The organism is Thioclava sp. FR2, from assembly GCF_051200875.1.
In the GTDB taxonomy this organism is placed as follows: domain Bacteria; phylum Pseudomonadota; class Alphaproteobacteria; order Rhodobacterales; family Rhodobacteraceae; genus Pseudotabrizicola.
On sequence record NZ_CP195191.1, the window covers coordinates 3,451,686 to 3,469,266 of the forward strand.

At 60.9% G+C, this 17,581-nt stretch carries 18 protein-coding genes; 5 read left to right on the forward strand and 13 right to left on the reverse strand.

Annotated elements, in window-relative coordinates:
• Positions 1 to 179 precede the first annotated feature (179 nt).
• The gene (gene dapA, locus ACSBLW_RS16685) at positions 180 to 1,055 is read right to left on the reverse strand and encodes a 4-hydroxy-tetrahydrodipicolinate synthase (protein WP_435257723.1); all 876 of its coding nucleotides are present in this window, start codon (positions 1,053 to 1,055) and stop codon (positions 180 to 182) included.
• A gap of 171 nt (positions 1,056 to 1,226) precedes the next feature.
• On the opposite strand from dapA, the gene ACSBLW_RS16690 reads away from it, so the two are divergent.
• Positions 1,227 to 3,173: a lytic transglycosylase domain-containing protein gene (locus ACSBLW_RS16690; RefSeq protein ID WP_435257724.1), complete on the forward strand. Its 1,947-nt coding sequence runs from the start codon at positions 1,227 to 1,229 to the stop codon at positions 3,171 to 3,173.
• A gap of 2 nt (positions 3,174 to 3,175) precedes the next feature.
• Here ACSBLW_RS16690 and ACSBLW_RS16695 read toward each other — a convergent pair whose 3' ends face one another.
• Together ACSBLW_RS16695 and mnmD are read right to left on the reverse strand one after the other, a co-directional pair.
• The gene (locus ACSBLW_RS16695) at positions 3,176 to 4,051 is read right to left on the reverse strand and encodes a DMT family transporter (protein WP_435257725.1); all 876 of its coding nucleotides are present in this window, start codon (positions 4,049 to 4,051) and stop codon (positions 3,176 to 3,178) included.
• An 84-nt stretch (positions 4,052 to 4,135) separates the two neighbouring features.
• Positions 4,136 to 4,825: a tRNA (5-methylaminomethyl-2-thiouridine)(34)-methyltransferase MnmD gene (gene mnmD, locus ACSBLW_RS16700; RefSeq protein WP_435260145.1), complete on the reverse strand. Its 690-nt coding sequence runs from the start codon at positions 4,823 to 4,825 to the stop codon at positions 4,136 to 4,138.
• A 45-nt stretch (positions 4,826 to 4,870) separates the two neighbouring features.
• Between mnmD and ACSBLW_RS16705 the strand changes: the two genes are divergently transcribed.
• The gene (locus ACSBLW_RS16705; RefSeq protein WP_435257726.1) at positions 4,871 to 5,911 is read left to right on the forward strand and encodes an NAD(P)/FAD-dependent oxidoreductase; all 1,041 of its coding nucleotides are present in this window, start codon (positions 4,871 to 4,873) and stop codon (positions 5,909 to 5,911) included.
• On the opposite strand, the gene ACSBLW_RS16710 is transcribed toward ACSBLW_RS16705, so the two are convergent.
• From ACSBLW_RS16710 to ACSBLW_RS16730, 5 genes are all read right to left on the reverse strand, one after another.
• Positions 5,908 to 6,453, reverse strand: coding sequence for an NADPH-dependent FMN reductase (locus ACSBLW_RS16710; RefSeq protein WP_435257727.1), 546 nt, complete (start codon positions 6,451 to 6,453; stop codon positions 5,908 to 5,910). The two genes, ACSBLW_RS16705 and ACSBLW_RS16710, sit on opposite strands and share 4 nt — an antisense overlap.
• A 24-nt stretch (positions 6,454 to 6,477) precedes the next feature.
• Complete coding sequence (locus ACSBLW_RS16715; protein WP_435257728.1) at positions 6,478 to 7,194, reverse strand: LrgB family protein; 717 nt, start codon at positions 7,192 to 7,194, stop codon at positions 6,478 to 6,480.
• Complete coding sequence (locus ACSBLW_RS16720; protein ID WP_435257729.1) at positions 7,187 to 7,540, reverse strand: CidA/LrgA family protein; 354 nt, start codon at positions 7,538 to 7,540, stop codon at positions 7,187 to 7,189. The genes ACSBLW_RS16715 and ACSBLW_RS16720 overlap by 8 nt, the downstream gene beginning before the upstream one ends.
• A gap of 74 nt (positions 7,541 to 7,614) precedes the next feature.
• A complete protein-coding gene (locus tag ACSBLW_RS16725) occupies positions 7,615 to 8,091 on the reverse strand; it encodes a GNAT family N-acetyltransferase (RefSeq protein ID WP_435257730.1) in 477 nt (158 codons plus the stop codon).
• Entirely contained in the window at positions 8,051 to 8,455 is a 405-nt protein-coding gene (locus tag ACSBLW_RS16730) for a GFA family protein (protein WP_435257731.1), read from the reverse strand. The genes ACSBLW_RS16725 and ACSBLW_RS16730 overlap by 41 nt, the downstream gene beginning before the upstream one ends.
• A 182-nt stretch (positions 8,456 to 8,637) precedes the next feature.
• Between ACSBLW_RS16730 and smc the strand changes: the two genes are divergently transcribed.
• Entirely contained in the window at positions 8,638 to 12,093 is a 3,456-nt protein-coding gene (gene smc / locus ACSBLW_RS16735; RefSeq protein ID WP_435257732.1) for a chromosome segregation protein SMC, read from the forward strand.
• Entirely contained in the window at positions 12,090 to 12,440 is a 351-nt protein-coding gene (locus ACSBLW_RS16740) for a hypothetical protein (RefSeq protein WP_435257733.1), read from the forward strand. Before smc ends, ACSBLW_RS16740 begins: the two co-directional genes overlap by 4 nt.
• Before the next feature lie 15 nt (positions 12,441 to 12,455).
• Here the strand turns inward: ACSBLW_RS16740 and ACSBLW_RS16745 are convergent, their stop codons facing one another.
• The gene (locus ACSBLW_RS16745) at positions 12,456 to 13,151 is read right to left on the reverse strand and encodes a helix-turn-helix transcriptional regulator (protein ID WP_435257734.1); all 696 of its coding nucleotides are present in this window, start codon (positions 13,149 to 13,151) and stop codon (positions 12,456 to 12,458) included.
• Positions 13,152 to 13,222: 71 nt separating this feature from the next.
• Between ACSBLW_RS16745 and ACSBLW_RS16750 the strand changes: the two genes are divergently transcribed.
• The gene (locus ACSBLW_RS16750; RefSeq protein WP_435257735.1) at positions 13,223 to 13,834 is read left to right on the forward strand and encodes a glutathione S-transferase family protein; all 612 of its coding nucleotides are present in this window, start codon (positions 13,223 to 13,225) and stop codon (positions 13,832 to 13,834) included.
• A 56-nt stretch (positions 13,835 to 13,890) separates the two neighbouring features.
• On the opposite strand, the gene ACSBLW_RS16755 is transcribed toward ACSBLW_RS16750, so the two are convergent.
• Genes ACSBLW_RS16755 through ACSBLW_RS16770 form a run of 4 tightly spaced genes read right to left on the reverse strand, consistent with a single transcriptional unit; the run spans position 13,891 to position 17,449 of the window.
• Positions 13,891 to 14,445, reverse strand: coding sequence for a hypothetical protein (locus ACSBLW_RS16755; protein WP_435257736.1), 555 nt, complete (start codon positions 14,443 to 14,445; stop codon positions 13,891 to 13,893).
• The gene (locus ACSBLW_RS16760) at positions 14,435 to 15,589 is read right to left on the reverse strand and encodes a lytic murein transglycosylase (RefSeq protein WP_435257737.1); all 1,155 of its coding nucleotides are present in this window, start codon (positions 15,587 to 15,589) and stop codon (positions 14,435 to 14,437) included. Before ACSBLW_RS16760 ends, ACSBLW_RS16755 begins: the two co-directional genes overlap by 11 nt.
• Positions 15,590 to 15,599: 10 nt before the next feature.
• Positions 15,600 to 16,499: an adenosylcobinamide-phosphate synthase CbiB gene (gene cbiB / locus ACSBLW_RS16765; protein WP_435257738.1), complete on the reverse strand. Its 900-nt coding sequence runs from the start codon at positions 16,497 to 16,499 to the stop codon at positions 15,600 to 15,602.
• A complete protein-coding gene (locus tag ACSBLW_RS16770) occupies positions 16,496 to 17,449 on the reverse strand; it encodes a threonine-phosphate decarboxylase (protein WP_435260146.1) in 954 nt (317 codons plus the stop codon). The genes cbiB and ACSBLW_RS16770 overlap by 4 nt, the downstream gene beginning before the upstream one ends.
• Positions 17,450 to 17,581 lie beyond the last annotated feature (132 nt).

A 17,581-nucleotide genomic window follows, 5' to 3' on the forward strand; every position in this document is an offset into this window, starting at 1 on the left:
TTGCCGGGCATCTGGCAGCGCGGCAGAGCCAAGGTCAAGGGCCGAAATCCGGTCAATCCAAGGCGCATCAATAGCCCAGATTGCTTCGCATTCGTCTTGAGCCCAGATTGTGAAAGTTCAAGAAAAAGCCGCCGGATCTGGTTGATCCGGCGGCTAAATGTACGAAACGGAAAAGTCCGTCAGTTCAGGATGCCGGCATGGCGCATCGCGGCGCGGATTTTTTCCTTGGTGCCATCCGTCAGCCCGACCAGCGGCAAGCGGACGTCTTCGGTGCAGCGACCCAGAAGCGAGAGGCCGTATTTCGCCCCAGCCAGACCCGGCTCGATAAAGATCGCTTCGTGCAGCGGCATCAGACGGTCTTGGTATTCCAGCGCCTTTGCATAGTCGCCAGAAAGCGTCGCTTCTTGGAACTCGGCACACAGGCGCGGAGCCACGTTGGCCGTGACCGAAATGCAGCCCTTGCCGCCATGGGCGTTGAAGCCAAGCGCGGTCGCATCTTCACCCGACAATTGGACGAAGTCGGCACCGCAAGAAGCGCGCTGCATCGAGACACGCTCGATCTTGCCGGTTGCGTCCTTGACACCGATGATGCGCGGAAGCTTTGCCAGTTTGCCCATCGTTTCGGGCGTCATGTCGACGACGGAACGGCCGGGAATATTGTAAATCACGATCGGCAGGGTGCAGCAGTCGTGCAGCGCCTTGAAATGTTCGTAAAGGCCCGCTTGCGTGGGCTTGTTGTAATAGGGGGTGACCACCAGCGCAGCATCTGCCCCAACCTTTTCGGCATGCTGGATCAGGCGAATGCCTTCAACCGTGTTGTTCGACCCGGCACCAGCCACAACCGGCACGCGGCCAGCGGTGAACTTGACCACGGCCTCGACCACAGCCTCATGTTCTTCATGGCTGAGCGTGGGGCTTTCGCCGGTCGTGCCGACGGGAACCAGCCCATGCGAGCCTTCGGCGATGTGCCATTCGACAAGTTTCTTGAGCGCATCCATATCAACTGCGCCGTTCTTGAACGGCGTAACCAGGGCGGGAAGTGACCCTTTCAGCATGGCACGCGTCTCCTTGTCATGGGCGCTCTGATTTCAATGAGTCGCCCGGTTGCAAACGGGGTTCTCCTTAATGCGCCAAGGACGGCTTGCCAAGCGTGGCCTTGGCAAGGGCTTGCCAGATGACAGGATCGTGGCTTGTCGGCCATGGGGCCTTGCGGCAGAATCGCCCGCATGAGCAGAACGATAACAAACAGGATCGCGGGGTTTATCGCCCCACTGGCAGTTGTGGCGGTGCTGGCGGCACCGGTCCATGCGGATCAGACACAGGCAATGCGGACCGCACTAGAGCTTGCCGCTGGCAAGGATTGGGACGGCGCGTTGCGCGTGGCCCCCTCCGGCGTGGGCCGCGATATCATCGAATGGCAGCGCCTGCGTTCAGGCGAAGGACTGCTGGGCGATTATGAGGCCTTTTTGCAGCGCAGGCCGGATTGGCCAGGGCTGCCTTACCTCAAGGAATTTGGTGAAAAGGCCGTGGCGCGATCAACCACGCCAGAGCGGGTGATTGCCTATTTTGGCAAGGAGGCGCCCGAAACGGGGGGCGGTGCTGTGGCGCTGGTCAAGGCGCTGAAAGCGCTGGGTCGGGTGGCCGAGGCCGAAGAGGCCGCCATGCGGGCATGGGCCGACCTGTCGTTCACCGAGGAAGAAGAGACCGAGATGATCGCCCTTGCCGGGGAAAGCGTCGGTCTGGTCCATGAGGTGCGGCTGGATCGCCTTTTGTGGCAGGGCAAGCGGGCCGAAGCACAGAGGATGCTGGGCCGTGTCGGCCCCGGATGGCAGGCTTTGGCCAAGGCACGTCTGGCGCTGCAAAGCGATGCAGATGGCGTCAATGGGCTGATTTCTGCGGTGCCGAAGGCACAGGCGAGCGATCCAGGTCTGGCTTTTGACAGATTCATCTGGCGGATGAAACGCGACCTTTATGACGGTGCGTTGGAACTGGTGCTAGAGCGCAGTGGTTCGGCAGCATCCTTGGGCCAGCCCGAGGAATGGGCGGCACGCCGGGCCATCCTGACTAGGTGGCTGTTGCGGCAGGATCGCCCAAGAGAGGCCTATAATGTTGCGTCCTCGCATCAACTGACCAGTGGCGGATCTTATGCAGAGATGGAGTTTCTGTCAGGGTTCATCGCCCTTCGTCGGCTGAACGATCCGACCACCGCTTTGGCGCATTTCCGCCATCTGGAGGCGGGGGTCTCGACCCCGATTTCCTTAGCGCGCGCCTTCTATTGGCAGGGGCGCGCACATGAAGCTGCAGCCGACAAGGCGGCTTCGGATGCGGCCTATGGCAAAGCTGCACAGCATCAGACGGCTTATTACGGATTGCTTGCCGCCGAGGAATTGGGGCGCGACCTTGATCCGGCGCTGTTGACTGACAAACGTCCGCCGGATTGGCGTCAGGCGGCTTGGACCAAGTCTTCGGTCCATCAGGCGGCGCTCATCCTTTTGCAATCGGGCAATCTAACCTTGGCCAAGCGGTTCTGGCTGCATCTGGGCGAGTCGCAGGATGCAACAGGATTGGCGCAACTGGGCGAGATGGCCTTGGACCTGAAACAACCGCATGTGGCGGTTCTGGTTGGCAAGGCCGCAGCGGAACGCCAGATTATCCTTCCTCGCGCCTATTTCCCGGTGACCGAGATCGTGCCGGATGGCTTGGCCGTCAGCCGCGCCTTTGCCATGGCGATTGCGCGGCGGGAAAGCGAATTCGACCCGGCCGCCCGCAGCCATGCGGACGCGCGGGGGCTGATGCAGGTCTTGCCCGGTACGGCCAAACTGGTGGCCCCTAAGGCGGGTCTGCCCTACGAGCCTGCCCGACTGACGACCGATCCGGCCTATAACGCGGCCTTGGGCAGCCAGTACCTTGCCGGTCTGGTCGAGGAGTTCGGGCCGTCTATCGCGTTGGTTGCGTCGGGCTATAATGCCGGGCCGGGGCGTCCGCGGCGCTGGATTGCGGAATATGGTGACCCGCGACAGCCCGCTGTGGATGTGGTCGATTGGGTCGAGGCGATCCCCTTTAACGAGACCCGCACCTATGTCATGCGAGTGGTTGAAGGCGTCGTGATCTACCGCGCCAAACTGCGCGGCAGCGTTGGCCCAGTCAACATTACCTCGGAATTGAAGGGCTGATTTCAGCCCTTCTCCCGCACCCTTTGCCGCCAAAGCGTGAAGAGCCCGGCGCAGACGACGATCACGCAGCCGATGGCCACGTTGATGCGCAGCGTTTCGCCAAAAAGCGTGATCCCAAGGGCAGAGGCGAAGACAAGCTGCAAATAGGCAAATGGCTGAATGGCCGAGGCTTCGGCAACTTCATAGGCGCGGATCAGAAGGTAGTGCGACAGGGCCGAGCAGATGCAAAGGCAACCCATCCAGAACCAGTCCATCGGGATCATCGACTGCCAATGCCAGATTCCGATCGCGGTCATGACAACGGCGCCGACGGTGCCTGTCCAGAAAAAAGAGACCGAAGCCGCGTCCTGCCGCGCAACGTAACGGGTCAACAGGCCGTACAGCGCGAACATGGTGGCCGCCAAAAGCGGGATGAGTGCCGCAGGAGAGAAAACGCCAACGCCGGGCTCAAGGATGATCAGCACCCCGACAAAGCCGATGCCAATGGCGGTCCAGCGACGCCAGCCGACCTTCTCGCCCAGAACCGGGCCCGAGAGCGCCGCGACAAGCAGCGGGTAGGTGGCGAAGACAGCGTGGCTTTCAACCAAGCCAAGTGCGACAAAGCCCGTGACCATGACGCAGATTTCCAAGGCCAGCAGGACACCGCGAAAGATTTGCGTCTTGGGCGTGGCCGAACGGATCGCTGCGGCAAGCCCACCGGGAGAGCGCGATGCAAGGACGATCACGAAACTGGCAAAGAACCAGTAGCGGACCATTACCACCATCCAGACATTGTAAGTCGTCGCCAGATGGCGGGACAATGCGTCTTGTGTGGCAAAAACGATCGACGTGGCGACCATCAGAAGAATGCCAAGGCGGGTATTCTGTTCGACGCTCATGCCCGGTTCCTGCGCTGTCACGGGGCAGGCAGCCCCTCGAGCCTGCCTTATCAAGCCATGCTGTCAGGGCAAGGGCGAAACGACCTAGGCGCGCCTCCCAGCCGTCATATGCCGCTTGCGACCGTGGCCGGGCAGGCGCGTGACCTCAAAGCCCGCCTCAGCCAAGGATCTGCGGACGTGACCGGCGGCGGTGTAGGTCGCAAAGGTTCCGCCGGGTTGGGTATGGGCGTAAACCTCGGCCATCAGGTCTGCCGACCACAGCTCTGGGTTCTTGGCCGGAGAAAATCCGTCCAGAAACCAAGCATCCGCTTTGCCTTGCCATTGCCCCAGCGTCTGACGTGCATCACCTTCGATCACGGTCAGGACAAGTCCGGGAAGCTCAATATGCCGCTGTCCTTTTGCCCATTGGGCAAGGAAATCATCGGCCACAGCGCGGGCCTCGGGAAAGGCGTCCAGCGCCCGCGCAATATCTTCGGCCGAAAGGGGGAAGGCCTCAAAACTGGTGAAATGAACTGTTCCGGATGGGTTGGTTGCGGCCCACATCAGACGGGTGGCCAGCATGTTCAGCCCTGTGCCAAAACCCAGTTCCGCGATGTGAAATCCATCTCGCAGCCGCGCGGGCAGGTCATTCCCAGCCAGAAAGACATGGCGCGTTTCGGCCAAACCATCGGCCAGCGAGAAATAAGGATCGTCAAAACGGCGCGAGACCGGAATGGCCCCGTCTTTCCATTCAAGCCCTGAAAGACCGTCTTTGGGCTGTTCGTTTTCTGTCATTTCGCCTAAACCCTTTCGCGCTTTGATGGTCATGGGGCGCGGTAAATGGCAAGGGTCGATCTAACCGTCATGGGGGCAGGGATATTCGGCCTTGCTTGCGCTTGGGCCGCTACACGGCGCGGTGCCAAGGTGCGCGTGATTGAGGCTACGGCAATCGGGGCTGGCTCGTCAGGTGGTTTGGTCGGTGCTTTGGCCCCGCATATGCCGGAAAACTGGAACCCGAAAAAGCAGTTCCAATTGGAAAGCCTTTTGATGGCCGCGTCGTATTGGGATGAGGTGGCGAAAGTCTCCGGCCTTTCTCCCGGCTATGCGCGGACAGGGCGCTGGCAGGTTTTGGCGACCGACGAGGCGGTTTCTCGGGCCGAGGCCCGCCGGGATGAGGCCGCCCTTCTTTGGAAGGGGCAGGCCGAGTGGCGCGTGGTGGACTGTCAGGGTCGAGATTGGGAGCCGGTAAGCCCCACTGGGAAATTGATCGAAGACACACTGACCGCCCGTTTACACCCCCGTCAGGCGGGAGCAGCTTTGGTCGCGGCCATCAGCGCGAAGGGTGGTGAAGTGATTGTGGGTGAGGCGCAGCCCGAAGGGTTGGTCATTTGGGCCACAGGCTTTGCAGGGCTGCAGGCCCTTAACGCCGATCTGGGCAAAAAGGTCGGGGCCGGTGTCAAAGGACAGTCAATCCTTCTTCGCCATAACGCGGCTAACCAGCCTCAGATTTATGCGCCGGGGTTACATGTCGTGCCGCATGAGGACGGAACCGTTGCCATCGGTTCGACCTCGGAAAACGACTGGGTAGAGGCGTCCTCGGTCGATAAACAGCTTGATGAGCTTTGGGAGAATGCCCTGGCGGTATGTCCTGCCCTTGAGAAAGCGCCCGTTCTGAAGCGTTGGGCAGGGGTGCGCCCGCGCGCCCGCAGTCGCGCGCCAATGCTCGGCCAATGGCCGGGGCGAGACGGGCATTTCATTGCCAATGGCGGGTTCAAGATCGGCTTTGGCATGGCGCCCAAAGTAGGCGAGGTCATGGCCGATCTTGTCTTGGAGGGGCACGACACGATCCCCAATGGATTTCGGGTGGAAGACAGCCTTTAGGCGCGACCAGCCTCCCGCCGCAGGATCTGCATCAATTCGGTTAAAGTTGCCAGCGAACGCTCATTTGTCAGGCGACCATCGCTGTCAAAGGCCTCGCGGGAATTGGCGATCATGACTTCTGGCCCGGTAATAAGGCGCGGGCGAAACGGGGTCAGACAGTGACGCAGCGAAAACTGAGAACGCTCTCCTCCTGCCCGGCCTGCTGCGGCGGACATGATTGCCACCGGCTTATCTTTCCAAGGGCTTCCCTTGGTGCGGCTGACCCAATCAAGCGCGTTCTTGAGGACGCCAGAAATGTTCTTGTTATATTCTGGTGTGGATATGACGATGGCATCCGCCCCGGCAATTTGGTCAGCAAGGGCCTGAACCTCTGTCGGAATGCCTGCGCTGTCCTCTAGATCCCCGTCATATAGAGGCACCCTCAGGCTGCCCTCGGTGTAGTCGGCAGTGCCAAAGGCACGCACCGCCTCGTTCAAAAGCAGTCGGTTGGTCGAGGCCGCGCGCAAAGAACCGCACAGGCCAAGAAGTGAGAGTTCAGACATAGGCCACCTTTTAAACTGTGGGTTTTACAGGAAGAGCTGTAAAAGAAATGGGGCAATCAATGCCGTTGCCAAGGCATTTAGCGCCATCCCAAGCCCGGCAAAGGCCCCTGCGGTTGGGTGGACCTGCAGGGCGCGGGCGGTTCCAATGCCGTGGCTGGTCACCCCGACCGCAAAGCCGCGCGCGCGCCAATCGGTCATCCGCATGAGATTAAGCAGCGGTGTGGCCACCACGGCACCTGTGATCCCGGTCAACAGAACAAGCACAGCGGTCAGGGTGGGTGAGCCGCCAAGACCCTCGGATATCCCGATGGCAACCGGGGCGGTTGCCGATTTTGGTGCCAAGGACGCCAAAAGCTGCGCATCGGCGCCAAGGCTTTTTGCGATCAGCAAGGCCGAGCCGGTGGCCGTCACAGAGGCCGCGATCAGTGCCGCAAGAACCGGGACAATGGCCTTGCGAAGTCGGGCCAGATTATCAAGGAGCGGAAGCGCAAGGGCCACGGTTGCCGGACCCAGCAAGAAGTGGACGAATTGGGCACCTTCAAAATAGGTCGCATAGGGCGTGCCTGTCAGATGCAGCAGCCCCGCCAACAGGATAACTGCGATCAGGACCGGGTTCACCAAAGGACGCCGTCCAGATGCTTGGGACAGGGCGTCACCGATGGCAAAAGCCGCCAAAGTGGCAGTCAGCCAAAGCAGCGGACCTTGTGAAAGGTAACTCCAGATATCGGCAAAATCAGTCATCGCGAGCCCCTGTCAGTCGTGCAACAGCCGAAAAGGTCAGAGCCCCGACAGCAATGGCCAGGATGGTTGAGACGAAGATGGCACCCAACAGCGCTAAGGTCTGATTTCCCAAGGTGGAAATGTGACCGACGACCCCCACCCCGGCGGGGACGAACAAAAGCGACAGGCGGGCCAGAATGGCTTGTGCAACTGGTCTGATGATTTCGGCAAGCCGCTTGGAAAGCACCATAAGCGCCAGCAGCAAAGTCATCCCAAGAACCGGGCCAGGAAGGGGAAGCCCCGTCGCGCGTGCCAGGGTTTCGCCCGCAAGCTGGCAGGCCAGAATGAGTAAAAGCGCATGAAGCATCTGGCGGTTCCTTTTTGCGAAGCCTAGCCGGATCGGGGTGAAAGGAAAGGGGGCTAAAGCCAGACCGACTGCGATCAAAGGCGCTTTTGCATGGTGATACTGGTGGGCCGGTCATAGCCTTCATGCGCGGACCTGCCGGTTTCGACGAACCCCATTTTTGCAAAGGCCTTTTGGTTCTCGGTCAGTTCAACGCGGACCTGAAGTTCAAGGATAGAAAGGCCCTGTTCCCTCGCCCGATCTGCGGCCAGATCGACCAACCTGCGCGCCAGCCCCTTACTGCGCTGGCTGGCCGCCACCGCCAATTTTCCAATATAAAGCGCATCCCCCTTACGGCTTAGGAAGACGCAAGCCATCGGCGGGGAGCCAATGGTCCAGACTTCCTCAGCGCTGGCCTGACGGGCAATATCGTCGGCTGTCAGCCGGTGCATCGACGATGGCGGATCAATCCGGCCATCCATGAAGGCGAACTCGGTCTGGATCAGCTTCAGAAGGGCGGACCAATCGTAAGGTTCATTCGCTTGTATTGGATGGGTATTGGGTAAGCCCGTCATTCAGGTGGATCCACGGAAGGCGCTCTGCCACATGAACATGGGCAGTCGGCACATAGGTTTCGGGATGGTCAAGCGTTGCGGCGTAGAAATGTGTTTCTCCCGGAAACCGAGTTGACCGATAGCTCATCGGTGTTCCGCAAGTTGGACAGAAATCGCGCCAGACGCCGGAAGAGGAGGAATAGGTGGATGGAGCCAGACCCTCCCAAGTCCAGTCTCCATCGCGAATTCCGAAAAAGGCGGTAAAGGGAGAAGCCGTGGCACGACGGCAACTTTCACAATGACAGAAGGCTTGCCACAAGGGCGTAGACGTCGCCCGGTAGCGTGTTCTGCCGCATAAGCACCGGCCCGTGATCGGAGGAAGCATCGCAGTCTCCTTTGCCCTCATTAAGCTTGCGCCGTGCTGGCAATGCAAGATGCAGGTCCAAAGTGGCGTCACAATATCTTGGGGATAAGCCCGCCCTTCCGGCCAAATGCAGGGCCATTTGGGTTGACTTGCCCCCCTCTCGCGCCAAGCATGTGGAACTGGCAGCGACTCATGAGGGACGGGTGCGTTTTACCAAGCTTCGGCTCAACGGCTTCAAAAGCTTTGTCGATCCCACGGATCTGGTGATCCATGAGGGGTTGACGGGCGTGGTCGGGCCGAATGGATGCGGCAAGTCGAACCTGCTTGAGGCCCTGCGCTGGGTGATGGGCGAAAACCGCCCCACCGCGATGCGTGGCGGCGGCATGGAAGACGTGATTTTTGCCGGCGCCGCCAGCCGAGGCGCGCGCAATTTTGCAGAAGTCAGTCTGGTGATCGACAACCAAGAGCGGCTAGCGCCGAGCGGTTTCAACGATGCAGATCAGATTGAAATCACGCGCCGGATCACCCGCGACGCGGGCAGCGCCTATAAGGCGAATTCCAAGGATGTTCGTGCCCGTGACGTGCAGATGTTGTTTGCGGACGCTTCGACAGGATCGCATTCGCCAGCCTTGGTGCGTCAGGGACAGATTTCGGAACTGATCAACGCAAAACCAAAGGCACGGCGACGCATTCTGGAAGAAGCCGCCGGGATCTCTGGCCTTTATGCCCGCCGGCATGAGGCCGAACTGAAGCTGAACGGCGCGGAGCAAAACCTGCTGCGTGTCGACGATGTGCTGGAAGGTTTGGCATCGCAGCTTGCCACGCTGGCCCGACAGGCGCGCCAAGCCGCGCGCTATCGCGAGATCGGTGAGGAACTGCGCCGTTCCGAAGGGATGTTGCTTTACAGGCGCTGGCGCGAAGCAGAGCAAGCCCGCATGGAGGCAGAGGCCACGTTGCGTGATCGTCTGATCGCGGCGGGTAAGGCCGATGCGGCCTCTCGCGCTGCGTCAAAGGCACGCGAAGCGCGGGAAGACGCCCTGCCGCCCAAACGTGAGGAAGAAGCGGTTGCCGCGGCCATCTTGCAGCGACTGGTTCTGCAACGCGATGCCTTGGGCGATCAAGAGGCGCGGGCGCTGCAACTGATCGAAACCTTGCAGGGCCGCATCACCCAGCTTGGCCGCGATATGGAGCGCGAAGCGGGCCTGAACCGCGACGCGGGCGAGACGATTGGCCGACTCGAATGGGAACTTTCGCAGCTTGCCAAGGCACATGAAGGCCATGACGAGCGCTTGGCCGAAGCTGCCGAAGCGGCGCGCGAGGCGGGCTCGCTTTTGTCTGACCGCGAAACGATGTTGAGCGAAGCCACCGAGGACGCGGCGCGTCTTGCCGCCCGTCACCAATCGGCACAGCGTTTGCTGGCAGATACACGCGCCGTGCAGGACAGAGCTGAAGCCGAGGCAGCCAAGGCGCGCGCCGCTGTTGTTGCCGCCGGAGAGTCGGTTGAAGCCGCGACCGAGGCACATGAAGCTGCGCTCATCACTCAGGAAGAAGCTGCGGCCCTTTGCGAATCTGCAGAAGAGGCGCTGGAGCAGGCTGAAGAAGCCCGCTCGGTTGTTCAGGGCCGCGAGGCCGATGCACGGGCCGCCCGCGGTGAAGCGGAAGGTGAGGCCAATGCCCTTAGGGCCGAAGTCGCGGCCTTGGCGCGACTGGTCGAGAGGGAGTCTCAGGCCGGACATCAATTGCTGGATCGTCTGACCGTCGAACCCGGCTTTGAAAAGGCACTGGGCGCTGCCTTGGCGGATGATCTGCGGGCCCCCGAGATTGAGGGAGAGGCAGGTTCAGGCTGGGCGCTTCTTCCCGGATATGATGCCTCGGCAAAGCTGCCAGACGGCGTTCGCGCCTTGGCGGATCATGTGGTGGCGCCCGCGGTTCTCACTCGCCGTCTTTCTCAGATCGGTCTGGTCGACCGCAAGGACGGCGCTCACATGCAGGTTCACCTTGGGCCGGGGCAGCGTCTGGTCAGTATCGAAGGCGATCTGTGGCGTTGGGATGGCTTCCGCGCCAGTGCCGAAGATGCGCCAAGCGCCGCCGCGGCACGGCTTCAGCAGTTGAACAGATTGGTCCAGTTGAAGCGGGATCTGGAAGAACTGGCGGCGCAGGCCGAAGGGGCGAAACGGGCGCATGAGGCGCTTCAGTTGCGCTTGGCCGAGTTGGCACGGGCCGATCAAATGGCTCGCGATGCCCGACGGTCTGCAGACCAACGTCTGGCCGAAGCCAACCGTGCGTCCAGTCGGGCCGAAGCAGAGTTGTCAATTGCGGGCGGCAAGTTGGAATCGGCGCGTCTTGCGGTTTCGCGCTATGAAGACGAAGCGATGGCCGCCCGATCGCGGATGCGAGAGGCTGAAGCGGCTTTGGGCGAACTGCCCGATCTTGATGCCGCGCGGGAAAAGGTCGAGGCCGCAAAGGTCGTGGTCGAGGCTGCGCGTCTGACGATGCTGACCCGGCGTTCAACGCATGACGAGATCAAGCGTGAAGGCGAAGCCCGCATCCGCCGCCGCCAAGAAGCAACGAAAGAGCTTTCTGGCTGGAAACACCGGCTGGAAACCGCCGAGAAACGCACAGCAGAACTAGCAGAAAGGCGCGCCGAGACCGAAGAGGAACTGGAAGAGGCCCAAGCCGCGCCGGAAGAGATTGCCGCCAAGCGCGACGAGTTGAACGACGCGATCGAGGCCGCAGAGGCCCGCAGACGGAAGGCCGCCGACAGCTTGGCCGAGGCCGAAAGCAGCCTGCGTGACGCGCAGATGGCCGAGCGTGAGGCAGAGCGGCTCTCAGGCGAGGCGCGTGAAGCACGCGCTCGGGCCGAAGCGCGAAATGATGCGGCCAGAGAGACGGTTGCCTATGCGGCAGAACGGATCGAGGAAGAGGCGGAATGCAAGCCGGCCGAGCTTTTGGCCAAGCTTGCGGTTGACCCCGAGGCGATGCCAGATGCCGAGGCCCTGGATGTCGAGGTGCAGCGTCTGAAACGCCAGCGCGAGGCGCTTGGGGCCGTGAACCTTCGCGCAGAAGAAGATATGAAGGCGGTTGGCGAAGAACATGCCACGCTGTTGCAGGAAAAGACCGATCTGGAAGAGGCGATCAAAAAGCTGCGTGCCGGAATCGCAGGTCTGAACCGCGAGGGACGCGAGCGTCTTTTGACCGCGTTCGAACAGGTGAACTCCAACTTCGCAACGCTTTTCACGCATCTTTTCGGCGGTGGCGAGGCGCGACTGGTTCTGGTCGAAAGCGATGACCCGCTGGAAGCCGGGCTAGAGATCATGTGCCAGCCCCCGGGCAAGAAATTGGCGACGCTCAGCCTCTTGTCGGGGGGCGAACAGACCTTGACGGCCCTAGCCCTGATCTTCGGGGTCTTCCTCGCCAACCCAGCCCCGATTTGCGTTCTGGACGAGGTGGACGCACCGCTGGATGATGCGAACGTCACCCGCTTCTGCGATCTGCTTGATGAAATGACCCGCCGGACAGACACACGTTTCCTGATCATCACGCACCACGCCGTGACCATGGCACGGATGGACCGCTTGTTTGGGGTGACGATGGCCGAACAGGGCGTCAGCCAGCTTGTCAGCGTTGATCTGAAAAAGGCCGAGGTGCTGGTCGCATGATCGAAGCACTGCGTTTGGCTGGATTTCCCGGCGTCGAAGCCGAGGGCGAGGTGATCCACGCGCGCCTTTGGTCGTCATCGGTCGAATTCACGGCTGTTGCCGAAGTGGAAGGATGGCGGCTCAGCCTGCAATGGCCACTGCGCGCGTCCGAGGCGCAAATCGACGGATGGAATACAGCGCATCCCGAAGCGCCCATGGAGATCTATAAGGGCGAGACACGCGTTTCTGTTCTTGTGTCCGAAGGTGATCCAGAGGCGCTGCAACGCTGGTCGGCAATTGCTGAACTCGCCGTTGCCACCTGTATCCAATGGCGACGTGCGCAACGCGCACCCGGCGAAGGGATGTAGACGCGAAGCCGATCACTATAGGTCAGGCACAAAGCGCCTGATCTGGGCGATGTAGTCGCGCAACAGCGGAACGCGGTGGGGGCGAAAGCTGGCACCCGTGCGCTCGGGGTTGGCAATCCTCGCTAGGTCAAACCGCCGGAAATCCTGCCGCAGACAACACCACGCCAAACAGACCAGCGCATTTTCAAAATAGACAATCGCCAAAGGCCGGATCACGCGCTCGCTTTTCTCTCCGTCCACCGCGGTAAAGCCGATCTGCAATTCCGCTTCGTCCCAACAGGCCTGACGGATCAGCGCTGTATGATCGGGCACAGACTTCCGACGCTCAAAGCGATAGCTTCGACTGACTGCGTGGATGGCCTGTCGCTGCACGCGCTCTGGCAAGGTTGCGGTTATCTTGGCAAGTGCGGCCTCGGCGGCATCTGTAAGGGCAGCTTCCCCCATCTGCCGGACTTGGGCCAATCCCAAAACCAGCGCCTCGACTTCAAGCTGCGTGAACATCTGGGGCGGAAGCGCGGGGTCTTCGGTCAAGGTGTAGCCAAGGCCCGCTTCCCCATCAATCAGCGCACCTCCCGCCCTCAGGCTTTCAATGTCACGATAAATGGTGCGCACCGAAACGTCCGTTTCTGCCGCCAGTCTCTCGGCCGTCACCGGTTGGGGCAGGCGGCGTATTGCGGAAAGCAGACGAAAAAGACGATCAGCGCGGGGCATGGCATCCTGCCGGAATTTGTCAGGAGCGTTGAAGCATAAACAGGGCATCGAAACACGCAACGGAGAAAGCGATGCTTACCTTGTTTCATGCACCCGAGTCGCGCTCGACACGCATTGTCAGCCTAATCGAAGAGATGGGAATCCGCGACAAAGTCGATGTGCAGATTGTCGACATCCTGCGGGCCGACGGAAGCGGGGCCTTTGACCGGGCGAACCCACATCCAGACCACAAGGTTCCCGCCTTGAACCATGACGGAGCTCTCATCACCGAAAGCGGTGCGGTGATGCTTTATCTGACCGCCCTCTTCCCCGATAGCGGCCTTGCGCCCAAACCCGGCACAGCAAAGCGTGGAGAGTTTCTGACTTGGCTCTTCTGGTATGGCGACGTGATGGAGCCGGTCCTCATCCTTCATGCGGCAGGAGTCACACATCCTTGGCTGCACAAGACCTTTCGCGGCACGCCAGAGGTCACAGCGCGCATTCGCGCGGCGCTCGAAAAAGGGCCTTGGCTTTTGGGAGAGGAATTTTCAGCGGCCGATATCCTGATCCACTCCCCCTATGCATGGTTCAACAACACGCCAGACGATCCCTTGATCAAGGACTGGGTGGAACGCTGTAAGGCGCGACCGGCGCGACTGAAAGTGATGGACGAGGACGCCCGGCTGAGACAGCTTGCCGCCTGATCCGGATGCAGCCGGTCCCATTTGGGACCGGCAAACTTCTTGCAAGAAATTTGGCGCTAAACTTTGCAGATGCAGTCCGACAGATCGACCGTGCCATCGCGTTCTACGGAACATAAAATCCCCCGCAGCCGCAATTCAGGGTGGCCGGGGCGCGTGATCCAGTCTTTGGCTTCTGCGCCGTATCTTGCCTTCCACTTCACGCAGCCGTCATTGAAAACCGATGACACCCGCAACAAGGCGGTCCCGGCCTGAAGCAACGTCCCTTCTGGCAGATTGGCCGCACTCGTATCCAGATCCGCGACAATCGTATCGCCGGGATGTGGTATGGCGTCCCGGTCTCTCCACACCAGATTCATCACCCTCATGGGCAATATCGAAACCTGAATCCGGGGGTCTGGTCGCCCGTCTGCCAATTTAAGCCAAGGTGCCGTCAGCCAACGTTCGCCCGGCACGCCCTGTTCTTTGGTCAGGGTCAGGCTTTGCGGGAACTCTCGCTTGTTGAAGCCGGGGCGAAAGCACAGCGAATGGATCGGCGCATCGGTCTTTGGCGCCGCCAGAACAAAGGGCAGGGCCGCCATCAGCGCCTCAAGGGTGACGGGATCAGAGGGCATTCAACAGCTCCACAGTGGGCCAGGCATCCGCCGGCAGGCCAAGCCGGATTTGCTCTTTTTGAACGGCGGTCCGTGTTCCCGCGCCTAATATGCCGTCGATCTTGCCAACATCATGGCCCCGGGCTGCCAGCTTTTCCTGAAGCACCATCATCTGCTCCGACTCTAGCCCCGGATCGGGATTCCCGGCGTCATAGGGCGGCGCCCCTTCAAGCCGGGTCGCAAAATAGGCGCCCGTCAGAACATAGGTGAAGCTTTGGTTCCAATCGAACAGCGTCGAGAAATTGGGATAGGCCAGAAAGGCAGGCCCCTTGCGCCCCTGCGGCAGGATCAGGCTGGCCATCCCTTCGGGAAGATCGGCTTTGCCGGTTACCCCCATCGCCTTCCATTCCGCAACGCTTTGTTGTGTCTCAAGTCCGGAAAGCGACCAGTCCATTTCCACTGGAACGCTGACTTCGGCCAGCCACGGCTCGCCCGCCCGCCAGCCGTGATGCTGCAACAGTCTTGCCCCGGACAAGAGCGCATCCGCGACCGAGGTTTTCAGGGTCACATGACCATCCCCGTCGCCATCGACTGCGCGCTCCAGAATATCTGCGGGCAGCATCTGCACCATGCCGATTTCACCGGCCCAAGCCCCGGTCGTGTCCGTCGGAAAATCACCACGGGAATGCAGCGCAATCGCCGCCAAAATCTGGGGTTGGAACAGTTCCGGGCGGCGGCAGTCATGGCCCAGTGTGACCAAGGCATCGCGCGTGTTGAAATCGCCCTGCACCTGCCCAAAATCCGTCTCGAACGCCCAAAATGCCAAGAGAATGCCTTTGGGCACGCCAAACTCAGCCGCAGCGCGGTCGAATATCTTGGCATGTTTCTTGGCCAAGGCGCGGCCATTGTCGATGCGGTTCTGGCTGATCAATCGACGAGAGAAGTCGATGAACGCCATACGAAACACGCCTTGGCTGCGGTCGCGCGCCAAAACCTTTTCGTCAATTCGCGCGCTGCGCAGATAGCTTCGGGCGGCGTCTTCCGGCAGGCCCGCAGCCACGGCCTCGGCCACCATTGCGTCGGTAAAACTGGAAAGCGGCCCACCACAGGGCGCAGCAAGGGCGGGGCTGGAAAACGCCAGCATCAAGGAAACTGCAATCTTCATGCAGCCGAGGTTAGACAAGCGCCACGATTGCGGCAATCCCCAGCATCAGCGCCCATGCACGCCACAGTGCCGAACAGGCCGCGTCAATCGCTTCCGGGCCGGGGCTGCGGTTTCCGTCCGGGTGCACCCATGGAAAGTCTTGCATCTGCCCATGATAGGACCGTGGGCCAGACAATGACACGTCCAGAACCATCGCCATTGCGGCCTCGGGCCAGCCCGCATTCGGACTGCGATGCAGGGGGGCATCTCGCAGAATTGGCCTTGGGTCCGTCCAGCCGTGTGAAACAGCAATCAAAAGCGCCGTCAAACGCGCAGGGATCAGGTTCAGAAGATCGTCAAACCGCGCGGCAGCCCAGCCAAATTGCTCATGGCGCTGCGTCCGGTGGCCAATCATGCTGTCAGCGGTATTCGTGATCTTATAGAGGCACAGCCCCGGCAAGCCTGCCACAAGGAACCAGAAGACCGGGGCGATGACACCATCTGACAGGTTCTCGGCTGCACTTTCGATAGCAGCGCGGACCACAGCAGGCTCCTCCATCGCCGCCGTGTCGCGTCCGACGATCATCGACACCGCATGGCGACCTTCGGTCAAGGATTGGCGAAGCCCGACGGCAACCGCGCGCACATGCTCGACCAAGGATTTTTGCGCGAACAAGATCGCCGCAACGATGATTTCCAGCGCGCCGTAATCTGGAACCAAGGCGATGATCTTGCCCAACAGCAGCGCGCCTATGGCAAGCAGCATCATCGCCAGCACGCCCTTTGCCTTTCGGTGTGTGCCGGAATTCAATCGCGTATCCAGCGCCCCAACAGCGCGCCCCATCAAAACGGCTGGGTGTGGAAAGCGATCCCAAAGGATCTTGGGCTCGCCAAACAGCGCATCAAGGATCATGGCCAAAACAAGCGTCATCCGAGAGCGGCTTCCAAACGATCCCATTCCGCAGGAACACCGGGAATCCCAAGCCTCAGCCATCTGTCAGAATAGGGAAAGATTCGAGACCAGATGTGGCGTTTTGCCAGCCGGTCTTGCCAGCTTTTTGCATTGTCTGTGTCGTACAGCCGAAACAGCGGCGTGCCGCCTACCAGACTGGCCCCTGCGCGGATCATCAGGTGGTCAAGGCGGTCCGCATCCTGTGCCAGACGCTGACGCGTTGCCGTTGCCCAGTCCTGATCCAACAACGCTGCGGTTCCGACGGCCAGCGCCGGGCCCGAAACGGGCCATGGGCCCATCATCTGTTCCAGACGCGCCAAAAGTCTCGGATCACCTATAGCAAAGCCCAGCCGCAATCCGGCAAGGCCCCAGAACTTGCCAAAGCTCTTCAGGATAATAACGCCGGGTTTAACGGCGTGTTCGATCATCGTGTATTGCGGGATGATGTCGCAAAAGCTTTCGTCGATGACCACCATCTCCGCTTTCGGAAAGTCGCCGTTCACCGACAGGACCCGCCCATCCGGATTGTTTGGATGAACTGCCACGATGGTATCGCTGCTTTGGTCAGAGATTATCCAGCCAGCCGTAGCAAAGGCGCGCCCATGCTCGTTGTAGGTTGGCTGGGCGATCTGAACCTGGCTTGGCGCCCGTAGCGCCGGAATGCGCGCGATCAGCGCCGAGGCGCCCGGCGCCGCCAGAACCGCCGCTTGCTGTGGAACCGACCAGAACTGCCGTGCAGCCGCAATCAAAGCCTCTTGTGCGGCCTGATCGGGTAGCGTCGTCCAAGCCCGAAAAGGCAAGTCCGTCACCGGATAGGGAAGGGGGTTGATCCCGGTCGAAAGGTCGATCCATGCATCGCGTTGGCCGCCCCATTTGGCGACAGCGGCATCTACTCCGCCCCCGTGATCTGGTTTTTCGTCACCATGCATTGCGCGACTCACCCCGTGCCGATCCCCGGCTTTTTGTCGATTGATCCGATTTCTTCAGGGATGACAACGCATTCGGGGCGGCGAAATGGCGGCAGGATGCGACAAATTCGGCACGATCAAAGCGGATTCTGT

Coding starts and splice junctions, on each gene's coding strand:
- dapA (WP_435257723.1), bottom strand. CDS start 1,055: ATGCTGAAAGGGTCACTTCCCGCCCTGGTTACGCCGTTCAAGAACGGC.
- ACSBLW_RS16690 (WP_435257724.1), top strand. CDS start 1,227: ATGAGCAGAACGATAACAAACAGGATCGCGGGGTTTATCGCCCCACTG.
- ACSBLW_RS16695 (WP_435257725.1), bottom strand. CDS start 4,051: ATGAGCGTCGAACAGAATACCCGCCTTGGCATTCTTCTGATGGTCGCC.
- mnmD (WP_435260145.1), bottom strand. CDS start 4,825: ATGACAGAAAACGAACAGCCCAAAGACGGTCTTTCAGGGCTTGAATGG.
- ACSBLW_RS16705 (WP_435257726.1), top strand. CDS start 4,871: ATGGCAAGGGTCGATCTAACCGTCATGGGGGCAGGGATATTCGGCCTT.
- ACSBLW_RS16710 (WP_435257727.1), bottom strand. CDS start 6,453: ATGTCTGAACTCTCACTTCTTGGCCTGTGCGGTTCTTTGCGCGCGGCC.
- ACSBLW_RS16715 (WP_435257728.1), bottom strand. CDS start 7,194: ATGACTGATTTTGCCGATATCTGGAGTTACCTTTCACAAGGTCCGCTG.
- ACSBLW_RS16720 (WP_435257729.1), bottom strand. CDS start 7,540: ATGCTTCATGCGCTTTTACTCATTCTGGCCTGCCAGCTTGCGGGCGAA.
- ACSBLW_RS16725 (WP_435257730.1), bottom strand. CDS start 8,091: ATGACGGGCTTACCCAATACCCATCCAATACAAGCGAATGAACCTTAC.
- ACSBLW_RS16730 (WP_435257731.1), bottom strand. CDS start 8,455: ATGCTTCCTCCGATCACGGGCCGGTGCTTATGCGGCAGAACACGCTAC.
- ACSBLW_RS16740 (WP_435257733.1), top strand. CDS start 12,090: ATGATCGAAGCACTGCGTTTGGCTGGATTTCCCGGCGTCGAAGCCGAG.
- ACSBLW_RS16745 (WP_435257734.1), bottom strand. CDS start 13,151: ATGCCCCGCGCTGATCGTCTTTTTCGTCTGCTTTCCGCAATACGCCGC.
- ACSBLW_RS16750 (WP_435257735.1), top strand. CDS start 13,223: ATGCTTACCTTGTTTCATGCACCCGAGTCGCGCTCGACACGCATTGTC.
- ACSBLW_RS16755 (WP_435257736.1), bottom strand. CDS start 14,445: ATGCCCTCTGATCCCGTCACCCTTGAGGCGCTGATGGCGGCCCTGCCC.
- ACSBLW_RS16760 (WP_435257737.1), bottom strand. CDS start 15,589: ATGAAGATTGCAGTTTCCTTGATGCTGGCGTTTTCCAGCCCCGCCCTT.
- cbiB (WP_435257738.1), bottom strand. CDS start 16,499: ATGACGCTTGTTTTGGCCATGATCCTTGATGCGCTGTTTGGCGAGCCC.
- ACSBLW_RS16770 (WP_435260146.1), bottom strand. CDS start 17,449: ATGCATGGTGACGAAAAACCAGATCACGGGGGCGGAGTAGATGCCGCT.